Raw genomic sequence first — 17,928 nt, 5'->3', positions numbered from 1 at the left:
AGCTTCGTGGCAACGAAGTCCCAGGACCGCCGCAAGGTGCGCCTCTCGCGCGCGCTCGGCGTCGCCCTCACCCCCAAGGCCGCCCGCTACCTCGAGAAGCGTCCCTACGCTCCGGGCGAGCACGGCCGTTCCAAGCGCAAGCAGGACAGCGACTACGCCGTCCGTCTGCGTGAGAAGCAGCGTCTGCGCGAGCAGTACGGCATCCGCGAGAAGCAGCTGCGCAACACGTTCAACGAGGCCCGTCGCAAGGACGGCCTGACCGGTGAGAACCTCGTCGAGCTGCTCGAGATGCGTCTCGACGCGCTCGTGCTCCGCGCCGGCATCGCCCGCACCACCGCGCAGGCCCGCCAGCTCGTCGTGCACCGTCACATCCTCGTCGACGGCCAGCTCGTCGACCGCCCCTCGTTCCGCGTGAAGCCGGGCCAGCTCATCCACGTCAAGGAGAAGAGCGAGGGTCTCGAGCCCTTCCAGGTCGCCGCAGCCGGTGGCCACGCCGAGGTCCTGCCCCCCGTTCCGGGCTACCTCGAGGTCGAGCTCGACAAGCTCCAGGCCAAGCTCGTGCGTCGTCCCAAGCGCGCCGAGGTGCCCGTCACGTGTGACGTGCAGCTCGTCGTCGAGTACTACGCCGCGCGCTGACGTTCCGTCGCCGACAGGAAGGGCGTCGGGGTCACCCCCGGCGCCCTTCTCTCGTTAACAACTAGCATGGAGCACATGAAGAGCGTGCTGTGGTTCGTGCTGGGCCTGTTCGGAGGCTTCGTCCTCGCGCACCTGGTCGATAAGGACCCGCGCGGTCACGAGGCTCTGGCCGAGGTCGACGCGCGCATCACCGAGTTCACCGACCGCATCGGCGAGGCCTACCGCGCCCAGGAGGCGAAGATCGACGGCATCGCCGCCGACGTCAAGGGCGCCGCCGCGAACGCTGTCGAAGCGACGAAGACCGCGGCATCCGACGCCGCGGACGCCGCGAAGAAGACCGCCGCAACGCTCACCGACTGACCTTCCTCCTCCGCCCGCCGCCGGGCGCGAGGGCGACCCCTGCCCGAGGATCCCCACGCATGAAGACCGCCGAGATCGCCCAGCGCTACCTGGACTACTTCGAGAAGAACGGGCACACCATCGTGCCCTCGACGTCGCTCGTCAGCGACGACCCCGCGCTGCTGTTCGTGATCGCGGGCATGGTCCCGTTCATCCCGTACCTCTCCGGCGACGTCCCCGCCCCCTTCCCGCGCGCGGCCGACAACCAGAAGTGCATCCGCACGAACGACATCGAAGAGGTCGGCAAGACGCCGCGCCACGGCACGTTCTTCCAGATGCTCGGCAACTGGTCGTTCGGCGACTACTTCAAGGAGGGCGCGATCCGCTACGCCTGGGAGCTGCTGACGACTCCCGAGCAGGACGGCGGTCTCGGCTTCGACCCGAAGGACCTCTGGGTCACCGTCTACGAAGAGGACGACGAGGCGCACGATCTGTGGCGCGAGATCGCCGGGCTCCCCGAAGAGCGCATCCAGCGCCTCGGCAAGGACACGAACTACTGGTCGACCGGACTTCCCGGCCCCGCCGGCCCCTGCTCGGAGATCTTCTTCGACCGCGGCCCCGCGTACGGCATCGACGGGGGACCGGCGACCGACGACGACCGGTACGTCGAGATCTGGAACCTCGTGTTCATGCAGTACGAGATCACCGACGTCCGCTCCAAGTACGACTTCCAGATCGTGGGGGAACTTCCCGCGAAGAACGTCGACACCGGCATGGGCCTCGAGCGCATCGCGTTCCTCAAGCAGGGCGTCGACAACATGTACGAGATCGATCAGGTGCGCCCGGTGCTGGATGCCGCTGTCGCCCTCTCCGGGAAGACGTACGGCGCCGACCACGCGGACGACGTGCGCTTCCGCGTCGTCGCCGACCACGTGCGGTCCTCGCTCATGCTGCTCGCCGACGGGGTCACGCCCTCGAACGAGGGCCGCGGCTACATCCTCCGCCGGCTCATGCGCCGCGCGATCCGCGCGATGCGCCTGCTCGGCGTCGAGGGACCGACCTTCGCGGTGCTGTTCTCCGCGTCGCGCGATGCGATGAAGGAGGCCTACCCCGAGGTCGCCGCAGACTGGCCGCGCATCTCGCAGTACGCCCTCGCCGAGGAGGCCACGTTCCTCCGAACTCTCGCGGCAGGCTCGGAGAACCTCGACGCGTCGATCGCGCAGGCGAAGTCGTCGGGCGGATCGGAGCTCTCCGGCGCCGAGGCGTTCCTCCTGCACGACACGTACGGCTTCCCGATCGACCTCACGATGGAGATCGTCGAAGAGGCGGGACTCACGGTCGACCGCGGCGCCTTCGACACCCTCATGGCCGAGCAGCGTGCCCGCGCCAAGGCCGACGCGCGCTCGCGCAAGCGTCAGCTCGCCGACACGAGCGTCTACCGTGACCTCCGCGGCCGCGGAGAGACGGTCTTCACCGGGTACACCGACCTCGAGACGGCGTCGACGGTCCTCGGCATCCTGCACGACGGCGTTCCCGTCACGCGCGCGACCGAGGGGCAGATCGTCGAGGTCATCCTCGCCGAGACGGCGCTCTACGCCGAGAGCGGCGGCCAGGTCGCCGACAAGGGCGTCATCGTCGGACCCGGGTACGAGCTCGAGGTCATCGACGTGCAGAAGCCCGTCCCCGGCCTCATCAGCCACACGGCCCTGGTGACGACCGGCGAGGTGGGCGTCGACCAGCCGGCGACGACGGTGGTGGATGCCGTGAACCGCCGCGCCGCGCAGCAGGCCCATTCCGCGACCCACCTCGTGCACGCGGCCCTCCGCGACACCCTCGGCAAGACCGCGACACAGGCCGGGTCGCTCAACCGCGCCGGCTACCTGCGCTTCGACTTCTCGTGGGGCCAGGCGCTCTCCGACGCGACGAAGAGCGAGATCGAGGAGATCGCCAACAACGCGGTGCAGGGGAACCTCGAGGTCACGACCCGCGTCCTGTCGCTCGACGAGGCGAAGGCCGCAGGAGCGATGGCGCTGTTCGGCGAGAAGTACGGCGAGACCGTGCGCATGGTCGACATCGGAGGCCCGTGGTCGCGCGAACTCTGCGCCGGCACCCACGTGACCTCTTCGTCCGAGATCGGTCTCATCAGCCTCATCGGGGAGTCGTCGGTCGGTGCGTCGAACCGGCGCGTCGAGGCGCTGGTCGGCGCCGACGCGTTCCGCGAGCTCGCCACCGAGCGCGCGATCGTGGCGCAGCTGTCGACCTCGCTGAAGACGCCGAAGGATCAGCTCGCGAACCGCATCGCGGAGCTCTCGGCGAGCCTCAAGGCCGCCGAGAAGAAGATCGCCCAGTTCGAGGCGAAGGCCCTCGAAGGCCGCCTCCCCGCCCTTGCCGCGTCCGCGACGGCGACCGGACCGTACCGCCTCGTGGCGGAGTCGATCGGCACCGCGGCATCCGGCGATGACGTCCGCAGCCTCGCCCTGCAGGTGCGGGAGCGCGTCGGCGCGGGCGCCGTCGTCGCCCTCGGCGCCGAGGTGTCGGGTCGCCCCGTCGTGATCGTCGCGACCGACGAGACCGCCCGCGGCGCCGGTGCGAAGGCCGGTGTCCTCGCGAAGGCCGCCGCGTCTGCGCTCGGCGGAGGCGGCGGTGGCCGTGACGACGTCGCCCAGGGCGGCGGCGCCGACGTCTCGGCTCTTCCGGCGGCCCTCGCCGCCGTCGGCGCGACGCTGGAGGCGACGACCGCGTGAGCGGCTTCCGCCGCGGCGTGCGGCTCGGCATCGACGTGGGCAAGGCTCGTGTCGGCGTCGCGCGGTGCAACCGCGACGGACTGCTCGCCGTGCCCGTGGAGACGGTGCCGCGGACGGATGCCGCCGCTGCGCGCATCACCGACCTGGCCGCCGAGTACGACGCGTTCGAGCTCCTCGTCGGGCTGCCGGTGAGCCTGTCGGGCACCGAGACGGCGTCGACGGAGGACGCGCGCGCGTTCGCGGCGGAGGTGGCCGCGGCATCCGGGCTCCCCGTGCGACTGGTCGACGAGCGTCTCAGCACGGTGAGCGCACACGCCGCGCTCCGGGATGCTGGCCGGTCGCAGCGATCGTCTCGTAGGATTGTCGACCAAGTCGCCGCAGTCGTCCTGCTCCAGCAGGCCCTCGACGTCGAGAAGAGCACCGGTACCCCGGCCGGCGCCCTGCTTCCCGAATCGCAGGAGAACCCCTGATGCCCGAAACCCCGCCGAACGACGACCAGTTCGCGGACCTCTTCTCGAGCCTTCCGACGGCGGCGTCGCGGGGGAGCGACGGCGCAGCTGCCTCCGCCCCGCCTCCCGGATCACGGCGCGCGGCGCGTGCCGCGCAGGAGCAGGCATCCCCCGCCGCAGCAACCCCCGCTACCCCCGCGGCGACGGTGTCGACCCCGGGCGCGTCCGGCTCCACCCCCGCCGCCTCCGCCGCGGAGTCGTCTGCCGCGCGTGCGACGACGCAGACCCTCGCACCGCCCTCGCTCGACGCGCTCTTCGCGGCGGAGAGTCACGAGGAGGAGCGGCACCGCGTCGACCGTCACCGCCGCGACCGGCGCAAGAGCCGCATCGCCGGATGGGTCGTGTTCTTCGTGATCCTCGGGATCCTCGGCGCCATCGCGGCCGGCGGGTTCTACGTCTGGAACACATACGAGGACAAGATCCGCGCGTTCATGGGCTGGGAGGAGCCCCGGGACTACGAGGAGGGCATCGCCGAGGGGGAGGTGTCGATCACGATCGTCTCGGGCGACAACGGCTCGACCATCTCCCGCACGTTGCACGAGGCGGGCGTCACGAAGACCTCGTCGGCGTTCTACGACTACCTGATCGCGACGGCGCAGAACCCCACGTTCCAACCCGGCGTCTATTCGCTGCAGAAGAAGATGACCTCCGCCGCGGCCCTCACCGCGCTCGAAGATCCGGCGAACCGCCGGGAATACACCGCGCAGCTGCCGGAGGGGCTCACCGAGGAGCAGATCCTTCCGCGGCTGTCGGAGGGCATCGGCATCCCGCTCGAAGACTTCCAGGCCGCCGTCGCCGACCCTTCGGTGTACGGCGTGCCCGCCGAATCCCTCGAAGGATGGCTCTTCCCCGCGACGTACACCTTCGATCCGGGCGTCACCGCGCAGCAGGTGATCCAGACCCTCGTCGACCGTGCCGTGTCTTCACTGGATGCCGCCGGAGTGCCCGTCGAGCGGCGCCAGGAGATCCTGACGATCGCGTCGATCATCCAGCGCGAGGGGCGCACCGACGACTTCGACAAGGTGTCGCGTGTCATCCAGAACCGGCTGAACCCGAGCAACCCCGAGACCAACGGGTACCTCCAGATGGACTCGACCGTGCAGTACGGCTACGGCGAGATGCACGACGGCACCGCGTCGAGCTCGAAGGAAGCCCTCGAAGACGACAACGCCTGGAACACGTACAAGCACCCGGGGCTGCCGAAGGGGCCGATCGCTAACCCCGGCGACGCGGCGATCGACGCCGCCATGCACCCGGCCGACGGCACCTGGTTGTACTTCGTGACCTGGAACATGGATACGGGCGAGACGATCTTCTCCACGACCTACGCCGAGCACGAGCAGGCCATCGAGAAGTGGCACGACTGGTGCGCCGCGAACGACAACCGTGGCTGCTGAGACCTTTCCGAGCACCCCACGCGGAGAGGCGGCGCGGCTGGAGGTGTGGGGCGCCCCGATCGAGCACAGTCTCTCTCCGCTGCTGCACGCCGCCGCCTACCGGACGCTCGGCTGGGACTGGGCGTACGGGCGGCGACGGGTGGATGAGGCATCCTTCACCGGCGAGCTCGCGAGCCTCGACCCCACCTACCGCGGACTGTCGCTGACCTTCCCCCTGAAGGGCGTCGCGTGGCGGGCGGCGGCGACCCGCGACGAGTACGCGGAGCGGACCGGGGCGGTCAACACCCTCGTGCTCACCGATGATGGACCGCACGGCTTCAACACCGATGTCGGCGGGATCGTCGCCGACCTGCGCTCCCACGGCGTCGACGGCATCGACCGTGCGCGCATCATCGGCGCCGGGGCGACGGCGGCATCGGCGATGGTGGCGCTCGGCGAACTCGGCGCCCACGATGTCGAGGTCATCGCCCGCCGCCCCGAAGCCGCCGCCGCGCTCGTCGACATCGGTGCGGCGGGCGGGGTGCGGGTCGCGCTGCGGGCGATGGGGGACATGCGCGGGGATGCCGGAGCGCCGGCATCCGTCCCGGTCACGGTCTCGACGCTGCCGGGCGGCGCGATCCCCGACCCCGACGCGGCGCGCGCCCTGGCTGACGGCGGGGGCCTGCTCTACGACGTCGTCTACGGCCACTGGCCGACCGCTTTCGCGACCGCCTGGCACGAGGCGGGCGGCGCCGCCGTCGACGGCCGCGGCATGCTCGTCCAGCAGGCGGTGCGACAGATCCGCATCTTCTCGACCGGCGACCCCGCCGCGCCGCTTCCGCGCGAGGATGACGTGGTGGCGTCGATGGTCTCGGCGCTCGTGGGAGACTAGGCGAATGCTCCGCGTGCTCACGGCCGGCGAATCGCACGGCCCCGAACTCGTCGCCTTCCTCGAGGGCCTGCCCTCCGGCATCCCCGTTTCACGTGCGGCCATCCAGGCCGACCTCGCCCGCCGCAAGCTCGGCTACGGGCGCGGGTCGCGCATGAAGTTCGAAGAGGACGAGCTGACGATCTCGTCGGGTGTCATCCACGGCTACACGATCGGCAGCCCCATCGCGCTGCGCGTCGGCAACACCGAATGGCCGAAGTGGACCGAGGTCATGAGCGCCGAGCCGGTCGAACTCACCGACCGCTCGCGCGGACGCGGCGCAGCGCTCACGCGCCCCCGCCCCGGGCACGCCGACCTCGTCGGCATGCAGAAGTACGGCTTCGACGAGGCACGCCCGATCCTCGAGCGGGCGAGCGCCCGCGAGACGGCCGCCCGCGTCGCCCTCGGCGCGGTCGCCCGCTCGTTCCTCGGCGAACTCGGCATCCGGCTCGTGAGCCACACCCTCTCGATCGGCCCGGTGCGCGTGCCGGAGGGGTCGCCCCTGCCGACGCCCGACGACGTCGATCTGCTCGACGCCGATCCGCTGCGCTGCTTCGACCCCGCCACCTCCGCAGCGATGGTCGCGGAGGTCGACGACGCGCGCAAGGACGGCGACACCCTCGGCGGCATCGTCGAGGTGCTCGCCTACGGCGTGCCCCCCGGGCTCGGCTCGCACGTGCAGTGGGACCGGCGCCTCGACGGCAAGCTCGCGCAGGCGCTCATGTCGATCCAGGCGATCAAGGGCGTCGAAGTCGGCGATGGCTTCGAGACGACTCGCCGCCGCGGTTCCGCCGCCCACGACGAGCTCTTCGCCGCGGATGCCGGCATCACGCGCGCCTCCGACAAGGCCGGCGGCACGGAGGGCGGCATGTCGACGGGCACCGTCCTGCGCGTCCGCGCCGGCATGAAGCCCATCGCGACCGTGCCGCACGCCCTCCGCACGATCGACGTCGCCACGGGCGACGCCGCGACCGCCCATCACCAGCGCTCCGACGTCTGCGCCGTGCCGGCGGCGGGAGTCGTCGCCGAAGCGATGGTCGCCATCGTCCTCGCCGACGTCGTGCTCGAGAAGTTCGGCGGCGATGCGATCGCCGAAACCCGCCGGAACCTCGAGGCGTACCTGGCGGCGATCCCCGAGAACCTCGCGACGGCGGCCCAGAGCGACCTCGCGCTCGGATGAGCCGCGCGATCGTGATCGTCGGCCCGATGGGGGCCGGCAAGACGAGCGTCGGGCGGCGCGTCGCCAAGGCGCTCGGCGTGACCTTCTACGACAGTGACATCGCCGTCGCGCGCGAGCACGGCGCCATCGACGATCTCTTCGCGACCCACGGCGAGGAGCACTTCCGCGCGCTCGAGCGCGACGCCGTCGCCGCCGGCCTCGCCCAGGGGGGCGTCGTCTCGCTCGGCGGCGGGGCGGTGCTCCACCCCGACACCCGTGCCGCACTGCGCGCGCACCGCGTGGTGCTCCTGACGGTGTCGCCCGACACCGTCGCCTCGCGCATCCGCGGCGGGAAGCGCCCGCTCCTCGAGCACGACGACCCCGTCGCGCGCTGGATCGAGATCTACGCGGCCCGCCGCCCCGTCTACGAAGACCTCGCCGACGTCGTCTTCGACACGTCGTCGGGCCCGCTCCAAGCGATCGTCGACGCGATCACCGCGTGGGCGCAGAGCGACGACATCCGCGACCGTCCATCCGACCAGAACCCGCAGTCCGAGGCATCCGCATGACCGACACCACCGTCATCTCCGTCGCCGGCGACCAGCCGTACGACATCACCATCGGCCGCGGCATCCTGCCGCTCGTGGGGGAGGCTCTCCCTGAAGCCGCGCGGAAGGTCCTCATCGTCCACCCGCCGACCCTCGCCGCGAAGGCCGCTGAGCTGCGCGAGACGCTCGCCGCCTCGGGCGATCGTCAGGTGCTCCTCGCCGAGATCCCCGACGCCGAGTCCGGCAAGCGCGTCGAGGTGGCCGCGTTCTGCTGGCAGGTCATGGGCCAGGCCGACTTCACCCGCACGGATGCCGTCGTCGGCTTCGGCGGGGGAGCGGTCACCGACCTCGCCGGCTTCGTCGCCGCCACGTGGCTGCGCGGCGTCGCGCTCGTGCAGGTGCCGACGACGGTGCTCGGCATGGTCGACGCGGCCGTCGGCGGCAAGACCGGCATCAACACGGCGGAGGGAAAGAACCTCGTCGGCGCGTTCTGGCCGCCCTCCGCCGTCATCTGCGACCTGGAGCTGCTCGACACGCTCAGCCGCAACGAGCGCGTCGCCGGCTACGCCGAGGTCGTGAAGGCCGGGTTCATCTGGTACCCCGAGATCCTCGACCTCATCGAGGCCGACCCCGAGGCGGCTGTCGACCCTGCGACCCCCGCCTTCCGCCGCACCATCGAGCTCGCGATCGGGATGAAGGCGCGCGTCGTCGGCGAGGACCTCCGCGAAGCGGGCCTCCGCGAGATCCTCAACTACGGGCACACCCTCGGCCACGCGATCGAGCACGCCGAGCGCTACCAGTGGCGCCACGGCGCCGCGATCTCGGTCGGCATGATGTTCGCCGCCGAGCTGTCGCGCTTGGCGGGGCGGCTGTCGGACGCCGCGGTCGAGCGCCATCGCGGCATCCTGGAACTGCTGGGCCTGCCGACCACCTACCGCGCGGGCGCGTTCCCGCAACTGCTCGCGACGATGCAGCGCGACAAGAAGTCGCGCGGCGGCATGCTCCGCTTCATCGTCCTCGACGACATCGCCAAGCCCACGGTGCTGCAGGCGCCCGACGAGTCTTTGCTGTTCGCCGCGTACCAGGAAGTCGGCGCGTGACGGATGCAGGGCGGGATGCGGCCCGGTGGATCGTTCGACGCATCCGTGTCGACGAGTGGGCGCGCGTTCGGGTGCTGCGCATCGAAGCGCTGCGTGACCCCGTAGCCGACATCGCCTTCCTCGGCAGCGCGGAGAGCGCCGAGCGTCAGCCGGACGGTTTCTGGATGGATCGGACGACGACGGCCGCGTCGGGAGATGCCGTCGCGCAGTTCGTGGCGGAGGCCGCCCCGGAAGATACCCCGGAAGATGCCACGGGGGATGCCGATCGCGAGTGGATCGGGACCGCGACGGTCCTCCGGCGCCTCGCCGGTGACATCGACCACCTGGACCGCGTGCTCGACGCATCGCGTTCCGATGTCGTGGGCGTGTACGTCGCCCCGTCGGCGCGCGGCGGCGGGGCGATCGACGCACTGTTGGACGCCTGCGCGGAGTGGGCGCGGGGCCTCGGCGACGACGCGCTGACCCTCGACGTCCACGTCGACAATGCGCGTGCCGAAGCCGCCTACGTCCGCGCCGGATTCGCCCGCACCGGAGTCGAGATGACGGGTCCGATCGGTGACGAGCGCGAGCTGCGCCGCGCGCTGCGGTGACGCGGGTGACGGCGCGTCGGGACGGATGAGAGCACGCCGCACTGCGCGGTAAGGTCGGCGCATGAGCCTGCCGCACCGCCTCCTCCTCGTCAACGGGCCGAACCTCAACCTTCTCGGTACCCGTGAGCCGGAGATCTACGGCACGGCCACGCTCGCCGATGTCGAGCGGATAACGAGGGATGCCGCAGCGCGCCATGGCCTCGAGGTGACCGCCGTCCAGAGCAACCACGAAGGCGTGCTGATCGACGCGATCCACGACGCGCGGACGACGTGCGCGGGAATCGTCATCAATCCGGGAGGCCTCACCCATACCTCGGTCGTCCTCCGCGATGCGCTGTCCGCCGTCGCACTTCCCGTCGCAGAGGTCCACATCTCCGATGTGTCCGCACGCGAGGAGTTCCGCCGCCACTCCTACGTGCACGACGTCGCGGCGGTGCACGTGACGGGCGAGGGCGTCGGCGGGTACGCCCACGCCGTCGAGCTCCTCGTCGCCGTGATCTCGGGCGCGGCGGACGGATGATTTCGCACATCTCTGCGCCGCCGCAAGGGGGTGGCTGCGCGCGCACGCTCGCTCGTAGCGTCACCCCATGCGACAGCAACGGATTGTTCTCGGTGCCGTGACAGCGATCACGGCGCTCACGCTCGGACTGAGCGCGTGCGCGAGCGGCGCGGGGGAGGCGGCGTCCCCGCCTCCGACGACGGACGCGCCTGCGCCCGCGAGGAGCGCAGCACCCACCGCGACGCCGACGCCGGCATCGCCGACGCCCACCGCGCCGACTCTCGCCGACCTCGACGGCACGTGGTGCGAGGCGACCGACGCGGCGACCTGCATGACGATCACCGACGGGATGACCGACGCCGGCGCGACGGTGGAGCCCCGCGACGACGACGAGGGCGCTCCCTGCCTGTCGGCATCGGTCAGCGACGGCGACGGCGGATTCGTGGTGTTCTACTGCCCCGCCGGCATGACGCCCACCACCCCGGTCACGACCGAGGAGGAAAGCACACTCGACCTGAACAACCAGGGCTACGATCGCCTGTTCGCGACGCAGGCGCCGCCGTCCGTGCAGACCTGGTATCGACAGGACGACCTCTCCGCCGCGACCACCGGATGAGAGTTCGTCCTCTGATGGCGAACACGGGAATGAGTGCGCTCAATATTGAGTAGACTCATTACGTGAGCGCATCGCAGATAGCATCGGAGCGGGCTCCGCGCAGAGAGCGGGGCATGGCGGAGAAGAACCGCCGGATCCTGAGCGCTGCCTCCGACCTGTTCATGCGCAATGGCTACGCGGCGGTGACCACGCAGCAGATCGCCGAACGCGCCGACGTCGCTGCCGGAACCGTCTTCCGGTACGCGGACTCCAAAGCGGAGCTCCTGATCGCCGTCTTCAACACGCTCCTGGCGGACGCGATCGAGCGGGGGAGCGCTGCGGCGGCATCCGTCAGCGGGCCCGTCGAGCAGATCGCGGCGCAGCTGGATCCGGTGCTGGATGCCGCCGCGCTCCGCCCCCGCGACACAGCGGTCTACCAGCGGGAGCTGATGTTCGGCGACCGCGACGGCCGCTACCGCCGCGAAGGGATCGCGATCATCACCGATCTCGAAGAGCGCATCGCCCGGCTGATCGACCCGGCCGGTGTCGACGGCGGAGCGCAGCTCGCCTCGCGATCGATCTTCGCCGCCACCCACTTCCACCTCGTGCAGCCCAGCCTCGGGCTCGACGCGTCGGCGATGGCCGCACGCGCGCTGCTGCACGCCCAGATCGCCCAGATCGTCGCCGGCGCACAGACGACCGGCGGCCACCCCGCGGGGACACCCTCCCGCACCCACGAAGGCGGCACCCCGCCGGAAAGAGACAACCATGAGTGACATCAAGACCGTCGCCGTTCTCGGCACGGGCGTACTCGGCTCGCAGATCGCGTTCCAGACCGCGTACAGCGGTTTCGACGTGATCGCCTACGACATCGACGACAAGGCCCTCGACGCCGCGAAGGACCGTTTCCAGCGACTCGTCGCGACCTACAAGGCCGAGGTCCCCGGTGCCGCCCGCGGCAAGGCCGACGAGACGCTTTCGCGCCTGACCCTGACGACCGACCTCGCCGAAGCGGCACAGGCCGACCTCATCATCGAGGCGATCCCCGAGATCCTGACGGTGAAGCAGGAGACCTACGAGAAGCTCGCAACCCTCGCCCCGGCCGAGACCATCTTCGCGACGAACTCGTCGACGCTGCTCCCGAGCGACCTCGCGGCCTCGACAGGACGCCCCGACCGCTTCCTCGCCCTCCACTTCGCGAACCGCGTGTGGAAGTTCAACACGGGCGAGGTCATGGGCACGCCCGAGACCGATCCGGCTGTGTTCGACCAGATCGTGCGCTTCGCGGGCGACATCGGCATGGTGCCGATCCCGATCCACAAGGAGAAGGCGGGCTACGTGCTCAACACCCTCCTCGTGCCGCTCCTGAACGCGGCCATGGGACTCGCCGGCGGCGGCTACGCCGAAGTCGAGGACATCGACTGGACCTGGCGGATCGCGACCGGCGCCCCGATGGGCCCGTTCCAGATCCTCGACATGATCGGGCTCACGACCCCGTACAACATCCTGACGCACGGCCCCTCGGGCGACCCGAAGATCGCCGCATGGCTGAAGGAGAACTACATCGACAAGGGCAAGATGGGCGTCGCGACCGGCGAAGGCTTCTACAAGTACGCCTGAGCCTCCGGCATCCGGAAGACTCCCGCACAGCGGCCGGGTGGACGGCATCCCGTAGAATCGGGTGTCGGCCACTCGGCCGCTTCTCCAACGAAACGGAAACTCCACACTCATGGCATCCACCGCAGACATCAAGAACGGCGTCGTCCTCAACATCGACGGACAGCTCTGGAGCGTCGTGGAGTTCCAGCACGTCAAGCCCGGCAAGGGCGGCGCGTTCGTCCGCACGAAGCTCAAGAACGTCCTGAGCGGCAAGGTCGTCGACAAGACGTTCAACGCTGGCGCGAAAATCGAACTGGAGAACGTCGACCGCCGCGACTTCACCTACCTCTACAACGACGGCGACAGCTTCGTCTTCATGGACGTCGCCGACTACGACCAGCTGAACGTCCCTGCCGCCATCGTGGGGGATGCCGCCAACTTCCTGCTCGAGAACCAGCAGGTGCAGATCGCACTCAACAACGGCAACCCGCTCTACATCGAGCTGCCCGCCTCGGTCATCCTCGAGATCACCTACACGGAGCCGGGCCTGCAGGGCGACCGCTCGTCGGCCGGCACGAAGCCGGCGACCGTGGAGACCGGGTACGAGATCCAGGTGCCGCTCTTCCTCGAGACCGGCACGAAGGTCAAGGTCGACACCCGTACGGGCGACTACCTCGGCCGCGAGAAGTAAGGCGTGAGCGCACGCTCCAAGGCGCGCAAGCGCGCCCTCGACATCCTGTACCAGTCCGACGTCCGAGGAGACGACCTCGCGGTGACCCTCGCCGCCGAGGCGAAGCGAGCCGCCAGCGAGCCCGCCCGCGAGGCATCCTGGCTGTACGCCCGCGACATCGTCGACGGCGTCATCGACAACGGCGACGCGATCGACGAGCAGATCGTCACGCACGCGCGCGACTGGAAGCTCGAGCGGATGCCTGCCGTCGACCGCGCCATCCTGCGGATCGGCGTCTGGGAGCTGCTGTTCAACGACGAGGTGCCCGCCGCTGTCGCGATCGACGAGGCGGTCGAGCTCGCGAAGGAGTTCTCCACCGACGACTCCGGCGCCTTCGTGCACGGCGTGCTCGCGCGCATCGGCCGCGCCGCCTGAGGCCGCCGACGGCCTGCCGGTGCGGGGGACCCCTGCCGGTGCACGGGGAACCGGTGCACGGGTAACCGGTGCACGGGGGATCTCAGGGCGTCAGGTCTCCGATCGTCTCGAAGACGCCGCCGACGACCTCGAGCACCTCCCCGGACGACGCCACGAGGTCGCCGACGGCGAACCCGATGTCGACGAGGCCCCCGAGCACGTCGGCGACCTGCAGGAGGTCGGTCGCACCGGCCGCGACATCTCCGAGGGCCGCGAGGCTCGTGCCGTCGAGCTCGGCGTAGGAGATCTTCAGGTGCGCGAGCCACGCCGCCTCGATCCCGAAGACCACGGCATAGGGCAGCAGGCGCTCGTTCAACGCGAACGCCGCCGCGCCGTCCGGGTGCACGGGCCGCAGCTCCGCTCCTCGCGGTGACTGGAGGAACCGGATGCGGTCGGCCTCGGCGAGCGTCATGTACTGGCGGAGACCCTCGAGGTGCGTGAGACGGGGGAGGGCTGCGTCGGTCGGCACCCGGCGCTCCCCGCGCGGGACGACGACGAGGGTCGCGATCAGAGCGACGGTCGCGACGACCGCCGCTGCGCCGAGTTCCCACACCTGGGCCAGGAGCAGCACGACGGCGAAGAGCACCGCGATCGGGAGGAGAATCCAGGACCAGACCCGGATCGCGTAGCGCGCACGGAAGCGCGGCGCCCGCAGCAGCCCGCGCTCGACCAGTGCTTCCGCGCGCTCATCGACGAACGCCCGCACCTCTCGCCCCACCTGCCGACGGTCACGGGAGAAGCGTCGCACACGGTCGCGGGGGTGGTCCGGGCCGAACAGCGCCGCGAGCAGCGCGGTGTCACGGCGACCGATTCTGCCCCCGTCGGCGAGTTCCACGCCGATCGCCGTCCGCCCCCGCTCGCTCTCCTCCGCGACGAGGCGCACGGCGCCGGCGGTCGCCAGCTGGAGGAGCCCCGCCGCGACCGCGCGTCGCTCCCGCCCGAGCAGGATCGCGTCGTCGACGACATCGGGCGCACGCTTCGACTGCCGGGGCGTGTACTCGACGACGAGCGAGCGAGGCAGACGTGTCGCGCGGCTGCGCGCCACCACGGCGCACGCGAGAAGCGCGATCGACGCGACGACGACGACCGCGAGGAGGACGAGGAAGGGCACCCTCGGAGTCTATGAGCACCGGCGCACCGGCCCCGTCCGATGACGTCGGAGACGGCGGGCAGGATGGATGGCATGGAATCATGGCGCGCGCTCGTCGGCGTAGGCGAGGCGGGCAGGCCGCTCGCCCTCGGCGCCGAACTGCGTGCCCGTGAGTCGAGCGCGGCGGCGCACTGGGGCCCTCGTCGGGTGCGCACCGCGACCACCGCCGACCTCGACGACGGAAGGCTCGACATCACCGTGGGCCTGCGCCCTCTCGCCCGGAACGAGCGGGGGGACGGGTGGGTGCGGTCAGGCGTGTCGTGGGAGACCCTGCGCCGTGGCGCGAGCGGATTCGATCACACCCAGCGAGGATGGTTCACGGAGCTCTACGGCATCGCGCACGATGTCCGCGTGCTCGCGGGACTCCGTGACGAGTCAGGGTGGCTCACCCTCGACGACGTCACCTCTGCGCTCCTCTTTCCGCACCTCGAAAGCGCCGCGGCTCTCGGCATCCCGCTCGTCGGCGCCTCGTCCGGCCAGTCCGTCGCCCTCACCGCGCCGGCATCCGCAGCGCTGCGCGTCGACGATCTCGCGGGCGGAGCCGCTCTGCGCGCCGACATCGTCCGCGGAGGGGTGAGCCTGGTGCCGGCAGAGGTCCGCCCGATCGGCCGCGGCGGCTTGTACACCGTCGAGGCGGATGCCGACGGCATCCGGATCTCTCTCACCCCCGCACCCCTCAGCGCGGAGCTTCTCGCGCTGCTCCGCGCCGGTGAACCGGTCGTCGTGCCGGCGGGCGAGCTGCGCGACTTCGTCCGCGAGGCGCTCCCGCGCCTGCAGCGAGAGAACGACGTCGTGCTGGATCCTGCCGTCATCCTCCCCGAGGCCGAGCCGACGACGCTGATCGTGAGCGTGGTCTTCGGCGGCGGCGACACGCTCGATTACCAGCTCGAATGGCTGCGCGAGGGGACCGTCCGCGAACCGTGGCCCGTGATCTCGGCGGGTGACGGCGCCGAGGCGTCGCTCCGGGTCGCCGTGGCCGAGGCGTGGCGGCGCGCGCCCGACGTCCCGTTCGCCGCGGAAGCGCGGCTGGAAGGACTCGACGCGGCGGAGTTCGCGGGCGCGATCCTCGCCGCACTCGAAGAGGTCGACGGTGTCCGACTCGAGACGCGCGGCCGCCGCCGCGAGTACCGCGAACTCCGCGGCGACCCGCGCATCACGCTCCGCACCGTCGAGACCGACGACCCCGACTGGTTCGACCTCGGCGTGATCGTCCAGATCGACGGGCGGGCGATCCCGTTCCGGCCGTTGTTCACCGCGCTGGCCCTGCGGCAGAAGAAGCTCCTGATGGTCGACGGCAGCTACTTCTCGCTCGCCCATCCCGCGCTCGACCGGCTGAAGGACCTGCTGGCCGACGCTGCGGAGATCGCCGAGTGGGACAACGCCCCCACGATCAGCCGCTACCAGCTGCCGTTCTGGGAGGACTTCGAAGACCTCGCCGACGAGGCGCTGCCGGCGCGCGCGTGGCGCGAGGCCACCGCGGAGCTGCGCGCAGACGCGACACCGACGACGGTCTCCGTCCCGGCGACGATCCACGCCGACCTGCGCTCGTACCAGCGGGAAGGGCTCGACCGCCTCGCCCTGTGGTGGCGGCACCGGCTCGGCGGCATCCTCGCCGACGACATGGGGCTCGGCAAGACGCTGCAGGTGCTCGCGCTCCTCGCGCACGCCCGCGAGGGCGGCGAGCGCCGCCCGTTCCTCGTGGTCGCCCCGACGTCGGTCGTGCACACCTGGCGCACCGAGGCCGAACGGTTCGCCCCGAGTCTCCGGCTCGCCGTCCACGACACGACCCGGGCGACACGGCGCGACGCGTCCCTGGGCGGGGACGGCGCGCGGGATGCCGATGTCGTCATCACCTCCTACGCCGTGCTGCGCCTCGACGAGGACTGGTACGCCGCCGCCGATTGGGCGATCGTCGTGCTCGACGAAGCGCAATTCGCGAAGAACCCGCGCACGCGCCTGCACCGCGCTCTTTCGGGCCTGCGCGCCGACATGATGCTCGCGGTCACCGGCACGCCGCTCGAGAACTCCCTCACGGAGCTCTGGGCGATCCTCTCGCTGACGTGCCCCGGTCTCTTCCCGTCCGCGCGGAGGTTCCGCGAGGAGTACGTCAAGCCGATCGAGCGAGGGAAGGTCCCCGAGAACGAGGAGGGCGCTCCCTCCCGTGAACGGCGGATCGCCCGCCTGCGCTCGCGCCTGCGCCCCTTCGTGCTGCGGCGCACGAAAGAGCTGGTGACGCCCGAGCTCCCCGAGCGCCAGGAGCAGGAGGTGTTCGTCGATCTCTCTCCCGCCCACCGCGCGATCTACGACCGGGTGCTGCAGCGCGAGCGGCAGAAGATCCTCGGGCTCCTGCCCGATCTCGACCGGCAGCGGTTCGCGGTCTTCCGCTCGCTGACACTCCTTCGCCGTCTCGCGCTCGCCCCGGCGCTGGTGGATGCCGTGCCGGCCGGTGCCCCCGGCATCCCCTCGGCGAAGCTCGCCGCGCTCCGCGAGCGCCTGCGCGAACTCATCGCGGAGGGTCACCGCGCGCTCGTGTTCAGCCAGTTCACGTCCTACCTCGACCTCGTGCACGCCGACCTGGCCGCCCACGGGATCGCCGCAGAGCGGCTCGACGGATCCACTCGCCGCCGCGAGGAGGTCGTGTCGGCCTTCCGTGCCGGGGACGCTCCCGTCTTCCTCATCAGCCTCAAGGCGGGCGGCTTCGGGCTGACCCTCACCGAGGCCGACTACGTGTTCCTGCTCGACCCGTGGTGGAACCCCGCCGCCGAGGCGCAGGCGATCGACCGCACACACCGCATCGGGCAGACCCGTCCCGTGAACGTCTACCGTCTCATCGCGACGGGGACGATCGAAGAGAAGGTCCTCGCTCTGCAGCGCCGCAAGGCGAGGCTGTTCGCCTCGGTGATGGGCGACGACGACCTCCTCGCACGGAGTCTCACCGCGGACGACATCCTCGGCCTCCTCTCCGCCTGAGGCGCTCGGCCTTTTCCCGGCCGGTCGGGCGGGGGCACAGAC

At 71.0% G+C, this 17,928-nt stretch carries 18 protein-coding genes; 17 read left to right on the top strand and 1 reads right to left on the bottom strand.

The window, feature by feature from the left end:
* Positions 1 to 6: 6 nt before the first annotated feature.
* From rpsD to nusB, 16 genes are all read left to right on the top strand, one after another.
* Positions 7 to 636, top strand: coding sequence for a 30S ribosomal protein S4 (gene rpsD, locus ACRVYW_RS00160; protein WP_431800567.1), 630 nt, complete (start codon positions 7 to 9; stop codon positions 634 to 636).
* Positions 637 to 711: 75 nt separating this feature from the next.
* Complete coding sequence (locus tag ACRVYW_RS00155; protein ID WP_431800565.1) at positions 712 to 996, top strand: ATPase; 285 nt, start codon at positions 712 to 714, stop codon at positions 994 to 996.
* A 59-nt stretch (positions 997 to 1,055) separates the two neighbouring features.
* Positions 1,056 to 3,719, top strand: coding sequence for an alanine--tRNA ligase (alaS, locus tag ACRVYW_RS00150; RefSeq protein WP_431800563.1), 2,664 nt, complete (start codon positions 1,056 to 1,058; stop codon positions 3,717 to 3,719).
* Positions 3,716 to 4,189, top strand: a complete 474-nt coding sequence (gene ruvX, locus ACRVYW_RS00145) for a Holliday junction resolvase RuvX (protein WP_431800561.1) — start codon at positions 3,716 to 3,718, stop codon at positions 4,187 to 4,189. Before alaS ends, ruvX begins: the two co-directional genes overlap by 4 nt.
* On the top strand, positions 4,189 to 5,625 hold the full coding sequence (mltG, locus tag ACRVYW_RS00140; protein WP_431800560.1) for an endolytic transglycosylase MltG: 1,437 nt from the start codon (positions 4,189 to 4,191) through the stop codon (positions 5,623 to 5,625). Before ruvX ends, mltG begins: the two co-directional genes overlap by 1 nt.
* The gene (locus tag ACRVYW_RS00135) at positions 5,615 to 6,496 is read left to right on the top strand and encodes a shikimate dehydrogenase family protein (RefSeq protein ID WP_431800558.1); all 882 of its coding nucleotides are present in this window, start codon (positions 5,615 to 5,617) and stop codon (positions 6,494 to 6,496) included. Before mltG ends, ACRVYW_RS00135 begins: the two co-directional genes overlap by 11 nt.
* 4 nt (positions 6,497 to 6,500) lie before the next feature.
* Complete coding sequence (gene aroC, locus ACRVYW_RS00130) at positions 6,501 to 7,712, top strand: chorismate synthase (protein ID WP_431800556.1); 1,212 nt, start codon at positions 6,501 to 6,503, stop codon at positions 7,710 to 7,712.
* The gene (locus ACRVYW_RS00125; protein WP_431800554.1) at positions 7,709 to 8,260 is read left to right on the top strand and encodes a shikimate kinase; all 552 of its coding nucleotides are present in this window, start codon (positions 7,709 to 7,711) and stop codon (positions 8,258 to 8,260) included. Before aroC ends, ACRVYW_RS00125 begins: the two co-directional genes overlap by 4 nt.
* Positions 8,257 to 9,339 carry a 3-dehydroquinate synthase gene (gene aroB, locus ACRVYW_RS00120; protein WP_431800553.1) on the top strand — a complete coding sequence of 361 codons (1,083 nt, stop codon included), beginning with the start codon at positions 8,257 to 8,259 and terminating at the stop codon, positions 9,337 to 9,339. The genes ACRVYW_RS00125 and aroB overlap by 4 nt, the downstream gene beginning before the upstream one ends.
* Complete coding sequence (locus ACRVYW_RS00115; RefSeq protein ID WP_431800551.1) at positions 9,336 to 9,929, top strand: GNAT family N-acetyltransferase; 594 nt, start codon at positions 9,336 to 9,338, stop codon at positions 9,927 to 9,929. The genes aroB and ACRVYW_RS00115 overlap by 4 nt, the downstream gene beginning before the upstream one ends.
* Before the next feature lie 61 nt (positions 9,930 to 9,990).
* Positions 9,991 to 10,449: a type II 3-dehydroquinate dehydratase gene (gene aroQ / locus ACRVYW_RS00110; protein WP_431800548.1), complete on the top strand. Its 459-nt coding sequence runs from the start codon at positions 9,991 to 9,993 to the stop codon at positions 10,447 to 10,449.
* A 67-nt stretch (positions 10,450 to 10,516) separates the two neighbouring features.
* Positions 10,517 to 11,044, top strand: coding sequence for a hypothetical protein (locus ACRVYW_RS00105; RefSeq protein ID WP_431800546.1), 528 nt, complete (start codon positions 10,517 to 10,519; stop codon positions 11,042 to 11,044).
* 113 nt (positions 11,045 to 11,157) lie between these two features.
* Positions 11,158 to 11,799: a TetR/AcrR family transcriptional regulator gene (locus tag ACRVYW_RS00100; protein WP_431800545.1), complete on the top strand. Its 642-nt coding sequence runs from the start codon at positions 11,158 to 11,160 to the stop codon at positions 11,797 to 11,799.
* Positions 11,792 to 12,643 (top strand): 3-hydroxyacyl-CoA dehydrogenase, encoded by an 852-nt coding sequence (locus ACRVYW_RS00095; protein WP_431800543.1) that lies wholly within the window; start codon positions 11,792 to 11,794, stop codon positions 12,641 to 12,643. Before ACRVYW_RS00100 ends, ACRVYW_RS00095 begins: the two co-directional genes overlap by 8 nt.
* Positions 12,644 to 12,752: 109 nt before the next feature.
* On the top strand, positions 12,753 to 13,313 hold the full coding sequence (efp, locus tag ACRVYW_RS00090) for an elongation factor P (protein ID WP_431800541.1): 561 nt from the start codon (positions 12,753 to 12,755) through the stop codon (positions 13,311 to 13,313).
* A gap of 3 nt (positions 13,314 to 13,316) precedes the next feature.
* On the top strand, positions 13,317 to 13,727 hold the full coding sequence (gene nusB, locus ACRVYW_RS00085; RefSeq protein ID WP_431800539.1) for a transcription antitermination factor NusB: 411 nt from the start codon (positions 13,317 to 13,319) through the stop codon (positions 13,725 to 13,727).
* An 82-nt stretch (positions 13,728 to 13,809) separates the two neighbouring features.
* Here nusB and ACRVYW_RS00080 read toward each other — a convergent pair whose 3' ends face one another.
* On the bottom strand, positions 13,810 to 14,877 hold the full coding sequence (locus ACRVYW_RS00080) for a DUF2207 family protein (protein ID WP_431800537.1): 1,068 nt from the start codon (positions 14,875 to 14,877) through the stop codon (positions 13,810 to 13,812).
* Positions 14,878 to 14,949: 72 nt separating this feature from the next.
* Here ACRVYW_RS00080 and ACRVYW_RS00075 point away from each other — a divergent pair, with 72 nt between their 5' ends.
* Complete coding sequence (locus ACRVYW_RS00075) at positions 14,950 to 17,886, top strand: DEAD/DEAH box helicase (RefSeq protein ID WP_431800535.1); 2,937 nt, start codon at positions 14,950 to 14,952, stop codon at positions 17,884 to 17,886.
* Positions 17,887 to 17,928: the final 42 nt, after the last annotated feature.

Origin of the sequence: Microbacterium sp. bgisy203 (assembly GCF_965345155.1) — a bacterium.
In the GTDB taxonomy this organism is placed as follows: domain Bacteria; phylum Actinomycetota; class Actinomycetes; order Actinomycetales; family Microbacteriaceae; genus Microbacterium.
Note: the sequence above shows the minus strand (reverse complement) of the source record. Positions and strands in the feature narration are given on the sequence as shown.